This window comes from Fusobacterium sp. SYSU M8D902 (assembly GCF_040199715.1).
Classification (GTDB): domain Bacteria; phylum Fusobacteriota; class Fusobacteriia; order Fusobacteriales; family Fusobacteriaceae; genus Fusobacterium_A.
Genome location: NZ_JBEFNA010000041.1, coordinates 1 through 10329, shown reverse-complemented (window position 1 = coordinate 10329; position 10329 = coordinate 1). Strand labels below are relative to the sequence as shown.

Here is a 10329-nt window from a genome sequence, read left to right as displayed (position 1 = left end):
TAGTTATTAAATTTACAATGGATAAAAGTTGGAAATTTAAAGTTGCAATTTATTAAACTAACTACTTGCAAAACACACTAGAAGGAGGTTGTAAATGAGAATTGATATTATAGATACAGCAGGAAATGTAACTTTTGATAAAATTAAGGGGAAAACTGTTATAATTATTGATGTGCTTAGAGCTACAAGTGTTATGATAACAGCTTTAGCTAATGGAGTGAAGGGAATATACCCATATAGAGATATAGAGAGTGTTTTAGAAAATTCTAAACTAGATATTAATCCATTACTTTGTGGAGAGAGAAAAGGATTAAAAATAGATGGATTTCATTGTGGGAACTCTCCTCTTGAGTATAAAAGAGAACTGATAGAGGATAGGAATATGTATATGACTACTAGTAATGGAACGAGGGCAATCGAAAGTTGTATTGGAGCAGAGAGAGTATATATTGCTGCTTTTTTAAATATAGAGGGTGTTGTTAAACAGATTATAAAAGATGAAAAGGATGTAGTCATAATTTGTTCAGGAACAGATGATAATTTCTCCTTAGATGATACCTTGTGTGCTGGAGAGATAGTTAAAAGAGTTGAGAAAGTCAAGAAGGTTGAACTTTCTGATATGGCAATAGCTTTGAGAAAAATAGCTGAGAATTCAAAAGACGTTTGTGATACATTAGAGGGAACAAAACACTATGAATATCTAAAAAAATTAGGATTTATAGAGGATTTGAAATATTGTCTTTCTACAGATAAGTATGATATTGTCCCAATATATAGAAATGGAAAAATTACAATAAATATAGAGAATTAAATATGGATTTTTATGGTATAATATAATAAAAAATAGAAGGATTAATAGATGAAAAGATATAATACATTAAATGATTATTTTAAAACAACTTTTGGGAAAAAAATTTATAAAGTATCTTTAGATGGTGGATTTACTTGTCCAAATAGAGATGGGACTTTAAGTAAAAGAGGCTGTATCTTTTGTAGTGAAAGAGGTAGTGGAGAGTTTGCTGGAAAAAGAGGAGATGATATCTATAATCAAATAGAGGATCAATTAAAACTCATAGAGAAAAAATTTCCCGATGGAGAAGTAATAGCTTATTTTCAAAATTTTACTAATACATATGCAGATGTGGAGTATTTGAGAGAGATATATACAAAAGCCTTGTCACACCCTAGAGTAATAGGACTTGCCATAGGAACAAGACCTGATTGTTTAGGAGAAGATGTTCTAAATCTTTTGGATGAATTAAATAAGAAGCATTTTATTTGGATAGAACTAGGGCTACAGACTATAAATGAAGATGTAGCTAAAAAAATTAATAGAAAATATCCGTTAGAAACATATGTTGAAGCTACTAAAGAATTAAATAAAAGAAACATAAAATTTGTAACTCATATAATAGTTGGACTTCCTTATGAAAATGAAGACGATCCACTAAATACAGCGATATTTGCAGAAAAATGTGGGACTTGGGGAGTTAAAATTCATCTCTTACATGTAATAAAAAATACTATGTTAGAAGAGATTTATAATAGAAATGAATTAAAATTGCAAAAAAAAGATGAATATGTGAAAAAAATAGTTAAAATTTTGGCAAATTTATCGTATAATATAGTCATACATAGAGTGACAGGTGATGGAGATAGAAATAATCTGATTGGTCCTCTTTGGAGTCTAAATAAAAGAGATGTATTAAACAGTATTGATAAACTGATGAAAGAGGAAGATGTTGTTCAAGGTAAATATAAAATAGAGAGGGGGTAAGAATGGGAGTACTCATTAAGATAAGTAATATCCAAAATGATCTTTCTGCAGGAGAAAAGAAAGTTGCAGATTATGTTTTAGAAAAACCCGAAGAGATAAAGGATCTAAATACTTATGAGATAGCGGAAAAGACTAATACTAGTCAGGCTACTGTTGTAAGATTTGCTAAAAGAATTGGATTTAAAGGATTTCCTGATTTTAAATTAGCCTTAAGTCAAGATTTAGGTAATAGAAAGGCAGAATCTCATATTAGTATTATACATGAGGATATAAAAAATGATGATAGTTTTGAAATAATTGGAAGAAAAATAGCAAATGCAAATACAATAGCTATTAATAATACTTGTGAAGTAACTGATTTTGAAGAGCTTGAGAGAGCTGTTATAGCTCTGGGAAAAGCTAAAAAAATAATGTTAACAGGAGTTGGATTTTCAGGTATAGCAGCTAAAGATTTTTATTACAAGCTGTTAGAATTAGGAAAACCAGCAGTCATTGAAACAGATACTCATATGCAACTAAGTTGTTTAGCTACAATGACAGAAAATGATGTTTTATTTATAATCTCTCATAGTGGAAAAACATTGGAGATGTATAATATAGCTAAGGTAGCAAAAGAAAAAAATATAAAAATTATAGCTATGACTAGTATAGCTCCTAATCCAATTAGGGAGTTAGCAGATATAAAACTTAATACTGTAGAGATGAAAAGTAATTTTAGATCAACAGCTTTAACACCGAGAATATCACAATTAACAATAATAGATATGCTGTATGTTAAATTAATGTTGGAGAATAAAAAGATGCAAAATTATATCTTTGATGCTATTGAATTAGTTCAAGGATTTAAAATAAAATAAATATATTAGGAGGAAAAAGATGAGAGTAGTTATAACTGATAAAAATGTAGGAGATTGGGCTGCTGTATATGTAGCAAGAAAAATCAACGAATTTAAACCAACAAAAGATAGACCATTTGTATTAGGATTACCTACAGGTGGAACACCATTAGAAATGTATAAAAGATTAATACAATTAAATAAAGATGGAATAGTTTCATTTGAAAATGTAGTTACTTTTAATATGGATGAATATGTAGGATTAACACCAGACAACGATCAAAGCTACCATTACTATATGCACCATAACTTCTTCGATCATATTAACATTCCAAAGGAAAATATAAATATATTAGATGGAATGGCTGAAGATTATCAAGCAGAGTGTGAAAGATATGAAGAAAAAATAAAATCATATGGAGGAATTCACCTATTCTTAGGAGGAATTGGACCAGATGGACATATAGCTTTTAATGAGCCAGGATCTTCTCTTTCTTCAAGAACTAGAGATAAAGAATTAACTATGGATACAATAATAGCTAACTCTAGATTCTTTGGTGGAGATGTAAATAAAGTTCCTAAATTGGCTTTAACTGTTGGAGTAGGAACAATATTAGATGCTAAAGAGATATTAATTATGGTAACAGGAGCTAATAAATCTAGAGCTTTACACTATGGAATTGAAGAAGGAGTAAATCATATGTGGACTATATCTGCTCTTCAACTACATAGAAGTGGAATAATTGTTTCTGATGAAGCAGCTTGTGCAGAGTTAAAAGTAAGTACATACAGATATTTTAAAGATATTGAAAAAAATAACTTAGACTCAGAAAGATTATTAAAAGAATTATACGAAGAGAATAAATAATTAGAGTAATATTGAGGGGTCGCAGTTATGTGACTCCTTTTATATAATAGGAGGTCTTGTGAGAAAAGCAATAATAAATGGAGAAATATTTATAGGGAATAGATTTTATAAAGAGAAAGTTCTAATTTTTGAAAATGACAGAATAGTTGATATAATAAACGAAGTTGATTTTTCAAAAGATGGAATAGAAATTATTGATGCAGAGAACAATTATGTTGTTCCAGGGTTTATAGATCTTCAATTGAATGGTTGTGGTGGAGTTTTATTTAATGATGATATAAGTGAAAAAACTCTAGAAACAATGTATAAAACTAATTTAAAATATGGTTGTACATCTTTTACTCCTACACTTATTACAACTTCAGATGAAAATATCTTAAAAGCTATATCTCTTGTAGAGGGGATAGATAAAGAAAAGTATGGAGTGTTAGGACTACATATAGAGGGACCATATATAAGTGTTGAGAAAAAAGGAATACACAATCCTAAATACATTAGAAAAGCTGATGAGGCTATTGTTGACAGGATAATCGAAAGTGGAAAAGAAAATGTAAGAATAATAACTTTAGCACCAGAAAAAACAGAGGGTAAAATTATATCAAAATTACATAGTGCTGGAATTGGAGTAGCTCTTGGTCATACAAATGGAACTTATGAAGAGTTAAAGGAAAAAGAAGGATATGGTATAACATTAGCAACACATCTATATAATGGGATGTCATCATTTAACCATAGAAATCCTGGAGCTGTAGGAACAGTGTTTGATAGTGATATCTGTGCTGGAATAATTGTTGATGGATTCCATTGTCATTACTCTGCAATAAAATCTGCTATTAAAGTGATGGGAGAAAGATTGTATCTTGTAACAGATGCTGTATCTCCTGTTGGAACAGATATGGAATATTTCTATTTTGAAGGAAATAAAGTATATTATAAAGATGGAAAATGTTTTGGAGAAGATGGAACACTAGGTGGTTCAGCTTTAACTATGGATGCAGGAGTTAGAAACTTAGTAAAACACTGTGATATAACTTTAGAAGAGGCTATAAGAATGGCTACTCTATATCCAGCTAAAGCTGTTAAAATAGATGATAGATATGGAAAACTTCAGCCAAATTACTTTGCAGATATAGTCTTCTTAGATAAACATTTAAATCTTAAAAAGGTAATAGCTAAAGGAATAGAGTACTAAAATGTTCTCGATTTCATCACCTTTAGTATCAAGTTAAACCAAAAATTATTCTAAATAATTTTTATTTGTATAAAGCAATTAACCAAACCACATATAATGTTAATTATATGTGGTTTTATTATTGAAATAATTTTTATCTATATAATTATTAAAGTATAATCTTTTAATAAATTGTTTAAAGACGTTATAATTACGAGATGTTATAATGAATATACTATAAAATTTATCGTAAATTTATATTGTTATTTTATATTTAAAATTATATGACTATATTTTTTCTAAATCTGGAAGTTTCTCTAAAACTCTTTTTTCTAATACTGACTTAGCATTTATATATACTTCTGTTACTCTTGTATCTGCGTGTCCTAAAAAATCTCTAATTTCTAAAATATCAGCTCCATTTAAAGAAAGTTCAGTCGCTACTGCGTGACGAACATTGTGAGGACTAATATCCTTCCCTATCAATTTACCAAAATTTTGAATTATATCATATAGAGTTCTGTAAGCTAATTTTGTATTTTTCTCAACAGAACTATTGAATATAAAAATATCTTCAATCTCCTCATTGTTGATATTATATATCTGTTGCTTGTATTGTTTATATTCTAAAAGTTTTTCAACTAGAGTTGGATAAATAGATTTATACTGTTCTTTTCCACTTTTTGTTTGTTCGAGTTTTATAAAGTAATTTCCCTCTCTGTTTAGTAGATGTTTGAATTTTAAATTAATAAGTTCTGAACTTCTCATCCCTGTATAAAAAAGAGTGTATAGTATAGTTAGGTTTCTATACTCCTTCTCTCCTTTTATAGTATATTGTCCTATAATTTTTTTTATGTCTTCAGCAGAAAGTTTTAATACGTTGTCTATATTTCTAGAAACTTTGAACAACTCCACATACTTAAACGGATTGTTGTAACCATTTTTTTCTAGCTCTTTATATAGGGATTTCAAGGCAGATATAATTTTATTAATAGATGTTTTTTTCATCTTTCTATCCTCGATCAGATGAGTAAGATAATCTTCTACATCTTGTTTTTCAATCTCCTTCATTAGGTCTATCAGTTCATCAGCTCTTATATTTTCCCCTTCATAAATATATTCTAAAAAATCTTTTAAATAAAAAAGATAATCTTTTATAGTTTTTTCAGAACGATAAATTTCAAAAATACTTTTTCTATTCTCTTTTTCTCTTTTTTTTCTTCTTGGAGTATCTAATCTAGTTTCTCCTCTTTTAATGATATCCATTCCCTCTCCTAAAAGTCCTAATATATTTTTTATAAAATGTTATCAAATAACGAAATAAATTAAATTTCCTGATATAAAATGTGGCTCAATTTTATAAAAAATAAGTTATTTTAAAATTTCTTCAATAGAAATCTCTTTTACCTCACCTAGCTCCATACCTTCTAATTTTAAATTTCCAAAACTTAATCTTTTTAGATAAATAACTTTATTATTTACAGCTTCTAACATTTTTTTAACTTGATGAAACTTCCCTTCTGAAATTGTTAGTTCAATCTCCTTGTCAGAGATGATTTTAGCTTGGGCAGGTTTAGTAATATATCCTCCAATATCAACTCCTGATTCCAATTTTTTTATATCTTCTTGATTTATTATATTTTCTAGTTTTGCATAATAAGTTTTATCTACATGTTTTTTTGGAGAAAGTAGAGAGTGAGATAATTTTCCGTCATTGGTAAAAAGTAGTAATCCTTCTGTATCTTTATCTAATCTTCCTACAGGGGCTAGATCTTTTTTTATTACCCATTCAGGTAGTAACTCCATAACTGTTTTCTCTTTTGGATCTTCAGTTGCTGTTATATATCCAGCTCTCTTATACATTATATAATATCTAAACTCTTTATACTCTAATATTCTTGAATCTAACTCTACTTTATCTATACTCTCCTTTATATTACTTTGTGGATTTTTAACTATAATTCCATTAACCTTAACTCTATTACTGTCTAGGATTTTTTTAACTTCTCTTCTACTTCCAATTCCACACTCTGTTAAAAATTTATCTAATCTCATTATTACCTCCAATATATGTTACTACATCTATACTATCATATATTTAGATAAGTTTCAAATTTACTTTTAATATAGTAAATGTTATAATAGATTAATAACATAACAAAGGAGCAGTATTATGGTAGATTTTAAAAAAATAGACAGTATGATTGAAACTATTGAACAGGGAGTTATTCCTGATGGATATACAAATAATGAGTTTTTTATGGAGTTTTTTGATACTGTAAATCTAATTCCACTTTCTAAATATCTTAGAAGCAAGGGAAAGGATAGTAAGCTTCCTAAAATAATGAATGCCAAAAAAGCGGGAGAGGTACTTCTTTTAACCTATAGAGATGATGAGGTAAAAATATATTTAAAAAGAAAGGGATATAGTGAAATACCTCAATTGGATTATAGATCTATAATGTTATTAAGAAAGATAGATTTATATGGAAATTGGAATAAAGTTATCTCATTTTTAGAAGGGAAAGGCAGTGTAGGGGAGATAAATCAATCAACTAGGAAACTGCTTTTACCTCAAGAGGTAGAGCTGTTGGAACTACATATAAAAACACTTTTATCTATTGAGGAAAAAGAATTGAATTGGCTATTGAGCAAGATAAAGAAGATAGAAGAAAGCAAAGAGTTGAAAAGAGCAATAAAAAAATTGATAGGTAATATATAAAAAAGCGATGTCAAAAGGCATCGCTTTTATAATGGGATAATATATCAGCTAGGTAGCTTTTCAAAGAACAAACTTATCTTATCCTACTATTGTCCTAGATTTTATAAAATCTTAACACTATATTCTATTCTTAAAACTTGACTCTAAACTCTAAAAACTAAATTCTAAAGACTAAAAGCTAAAAACTAAAGACTTAATCTCTTTGGATTTACTATTATATTTACAGATTTTATCCTTCTTTTTCTTTACTCTTCTCAATAAAAATGTTTTTAGTTGTAAATTTTTTTTATTTTTATAATTCAGATAACAAATTTACAAAATCTTTCTGAATAGGTTGTTTTAGAAATATTCGATATATTATCCCAATTTTAAACTATATTAACTCTATCTCAAGAGTATTTTGAACATTTAAAATATTGATTAAAGTATTGATTTTTTGATCAAACTCATCTTTGAACTCTTTTTCTTTTTCAAGTTCTTTTTTTAGATCAAAAATCTCTTCAATAACAGGAGTATATGATTTTCTTCTCTCTTCTAATTTCTCAGAGATTGCTATATTTCCAATTGATTTATTAGAACCATATAACATTTTTTCAAATTCTTTAACCTCATTTTCTTGCACCAATTTTAATTCTGCTTCTTTTGAGATCATATTATTAATATTCTCTTCTAAGATATCAATAATAATATTCTCATTGTTTTTTAATCTTTCTAAAGCTTCTGCAATAGTGATTTTCATCTCTCCAATTTCAATAAAAGTACAAGCATTAAATTGTAAGATAGCTTGTCTTATCTTATTTCTGTTAGCAACAAGTTGTTTATAACTTTGATAAAGTGCATTTGTTTCCTCTAAATATTTTTTAGCTTTTTCTTTATCATATCTAATATTAGTATCAGCATAAAAAAGATCTGTATTCTCTAATTCAAACTCTTTTTTAGCTATCTTTTTATTGTATAATTTAACTTCTCCTAACCATTCCATAACAGTTTTTTTCATTACTATCACCTCACATTTATTTTCAAATATAATATAACATATTTTTGTAAAAATGTAAAGTAAAATGTAAAAAAATATAAAATTGATTTTTTTCGTAAAAAATGATACTATTTATATTATGGAGATAAAAAACTTTTTAAAAAAATATAAAATAACCTTAAAAGAATTAGCCGATATTTTAGAGATATCTAGACCTACTCTCAATACATACATATATCAATATGAACAAGAAGAGGAGATACAAAATAAATTATATCAAAATATATTTAAAAGTATCTTTACAAAGGAGTGGGGAGATAAAGTTGAGATATTTGAAGAGATTAACCATTTAAAGAGAAATAAAAATAATGAAAATGTGGATTATCTAAGTGAAAACCTAGAACTTATAAATTCCATAAAAGAAAAAATGTATAGTGATATGAAGGGAGCAAAGGAGGTTTTACCACTATATAAATTTATTAATAGTGTCCTATATAACTATAATGGAGATGATGGATTGACTGGTTATATAGACTATAACCTTTATTTAAATGGATTAAAAGAGTTAAAAAATATCTCAGAAGAAGAGAAAACACTCATATCAAATATCTACCCTATAATGAAAAATTTTGTCAAAGATAAGCTTATATTTGATGAAGAGGGTTATAAATTATTTTGTCAAAGAGTAGAAGAGATAAAAAAAATGAGGATAGAAGAGACAGAAAGAATAGAGAAGGAGTTTCAAGAGAGAATAAGAAGGGAGTTAGAACTTAAATTCAATATTGGAAAAACAATAGAGGAGAAAAAAATTTTGGAACTTTTGGAAAAAATTAAATTTTAAAATATATAAAAAAAGAAGTTGATTAGCTATATAACCAACTTCTTTTTATAATTAATTATTTAATAAGACTATACAGGTATTTAATCTCCTCTTCCCAAATAGTATCATCAATAGTTTCTAATATTATTGGAATATTATCAAATCTAGGATCATTCATAAATCTAATAAAAAATTCCTCTCCTAAAAATCCCTTTCCAATACTATCATGTCTATCCTTTTTACTTCCTGTATCAAACTTAGAATCATTTAAATGAATTCCTTTAAGATATTTAAAGCCTACACACTTTTCAAACTCTTCCATAGTCTTTTCATAACCAGCAAGATCTTTTAATTCATATCCACCAGCTAAAGTATGGCAAGTATCTAAACAAACACCTATTCTACTTTTATCATCTATTTTTTCTATAATTTTACCAAGATGAGAAAAATTATATCCCATATTTGATCCTTGCCCAGCTGTATTTTCCAATACAACAGTAACATTTTTAGTAACAGCTAAAGCTTTATTAATAGAATCAGCTATATTCTCAATACACTTTTCTTCACTGATTTCATTTAAGTGACTTCCAGGGTGAGTGTTTAAGTATTTTAAACCAAGCTGTTCACATCTTTTGATCTCATCTATAAAAGCATTTAAAGATTTTTCTCTCTTCTCCATATCCTCTGCTCCTAAATTTATTAGATAGCTATCATGTGGTAGGATATATTCTGGAGAATATCCATATTTTAGTAAATTATTCTTAAATTCATTTATATCATCTTCACTAAGAGGTTTAGCTTCCCAACGTCTTTGATTTTTAGTAAATAAAGCAAAAGCTCTAGCTCCAATTTTATTAGCATTGATCGGAGCATTAAATACTCCACCTGTTGTAGATACGTGAGGTCCGATCCACTTGTTTTTTATTTTATCTTCTCTTGTCATTAATAAATCACTCCTTTATATTATACTAATTATATCATAAATTGGAGCATAGAGGAATAATTTATAGAACTTTATTTTTAAATCTATTGATTTTTTTAGAATATGAAGTATACTCTTAATAGAAGGAAAATAAAAAGTAGAATCTGTTAACTTGAAATGAAAAAAAGGGAACAGATATGGAAATTGGTAATTAAATAATTTGTCTAAATTCATTTT

General features: G+C 27.4%; 11 protein-coding genes. 7 read left to right on the top strand and 4 right to left on the bottom strand.

Features of this window, described 5'->3' with window-relative positions:
- Nucleotides 1-94 precede the first annotated feature (94 nt).
- From ABNK64_RS10515 to nagA, 5 genes are read left to right on the top strand one after another with little or no spacing between them, the layout of a single operon-like run.
- Nucleotides 95-811 carry a 2-phosphosulfolactate phosphatase gene (locus ABNK64_RS10515; protein ID WP_349764341.1) on the top strand — a complete coding sequence of 239 codons (717 nt, stop codon included), beginning with the start codon at nucleotides 95-97 and terminating at the stop codon, nucleotides 809-811.
- Nucleotides 812-859: 48 nt separating this feature from the next.
- Complete coding sequence (gene mnmL / locus ABNK64_RS10510) at nucleotides 860-1777, top strand: tRNA modification radical SAM protein MnmL/YtqA (RefSeq protein WP_349764340.1); 918 nt, start codon at nucleotides 860-862, stop codon at nucleotides 1775-1777.
- Between the two features lie 2 nt (nucleotides 1778-1779).
- Entirely contained in the window at nucleotides 1780-2634 is an 855-nt protein-coding gene (locus ABNK64_RS10505; protein WP_349764339.1) for a MurR/RpiR family transcriptional regulator, read from the top strand.
- Between the two features lie 19 nt (nucleotides 2635-2653).
- Entirely contained in the window at nucleotides 2654-3481 is an 828-nt protein-coding gene (nagB, locus tag ABNK64_RS10500; protein WP_291256866.1) for a glucosamine-6-phosphate deaminase, read from the top strand.
- A gap of 58 nt (nucleotides 3482-3539) precedes the next feature.
- Nucleotides 3540-4673, top strand: a complete 1134-nt coding sequence (nagA, locus tag ABNK64_RS10495; RefSeq protein WP_349764338.1) for an N-acetylglucosamine-6-phosphate deacetylase — start codon at nucleotides 3540-3542, stop codon at nucleotides 4671-4673.
- 267 nt (nucleotides 4674-4940) lie between these two features.
- On the opposite strand, the gene ABNK64_RS10490 is transcribed toward nagA, so the two are convergent.
- Both ABNK64_RS10490 and ABNK64_RS10485 read right to left on the bottom strand, forming a co-directional pair.
- Nucleotides 4941-5918, bottom strand: coding sequence for a tyrosine-type recombinase/integrase (locus ABNK64_RS10490; protein ID WP_349764337.1), 978 nt, complete (start codon nucleotides 5916-5918; stop codon nucleotides 4941-4943).
- A gap of 105 nt (nucleotides 5919-6023) precedes the next feature.
- Entirely contained in the window at nucleotides 6024-6707 is a 684-nt protein-coding gene (locus ABNK64_RS10485) for a pseudouridine synthase (protein WP_349764336.1), read from the bottom strand.
- Nucleotides 6708-6825: 118 nt separating this feature from the next.
- Between ABNK64_RS10485 and ABNK64_RS10480 the strand changes: the two genes are divergently transcribed.
- Nucleotides 6826-7374, top strand: coding sequence for a hypothetical protein (locus tag ABNK64_RS10480; protein WP_349764335.1), 549 nt, complete (start codon nucleotides 6826-6828; stop codon nucleotides 7372-7374).
- Nucleotides 7375-7747: 373 nt separating this feature from the next.
- On the opposite strand, the gene ABNK64_RS10475 is transcribed toward ABNK64_RS10480, so the two are convergent.
- The gene (locus ABNK64_RS10475; RefSeq protein ID WP_291256871.1) at nucleotides 7748-8371 is read right to left on the bottom strand and encodes a hypothetical protein; all 624 of its coding nucleotides are present in this window, start codon (nucleotides 8369-8371) and stop codon (nucleotides 7748-7750) included.
- A gap of 118 nt (nucleotides 8372-8489) precedes the next feature.
- Between ABNK64_RS10475 and ABNK64_RS10470 the strand changes: the two genes are divergently transcribed.
- On the top strand, nucleotides 8490-9191 hold the full coding sequence (locus tag ABNK64_RS10470; protein ID WP_349764334.1) for a hypothetical protein: 702 nt from the start codon (nucleotides 8490-8492) through the stop codon (nucleotides 9189-9191).
- A gap of 55 nt (nucleotides 9192-9246) precedes the next feature.
- On the opposite strand, the gene nfo is transcribed toward ABNK64_RS10470, so the two are convergent.
- Nucleotides 9247-10113 carry a deoxyribonuclease IV gene (nfo, locus tag ABNK64_RS10465; protein WP_349764333.1) on the bottom strand — a complete coding sequence of 289 codons (867 nt, stop codon included), beginning with the start codon at nucleotides 10111-10113 and terminating at the stop codon, nucleotides 9247-9249.
- Between the last annotated feature and the right edge of the window lie 216 nt (nucleotides 10114-10329).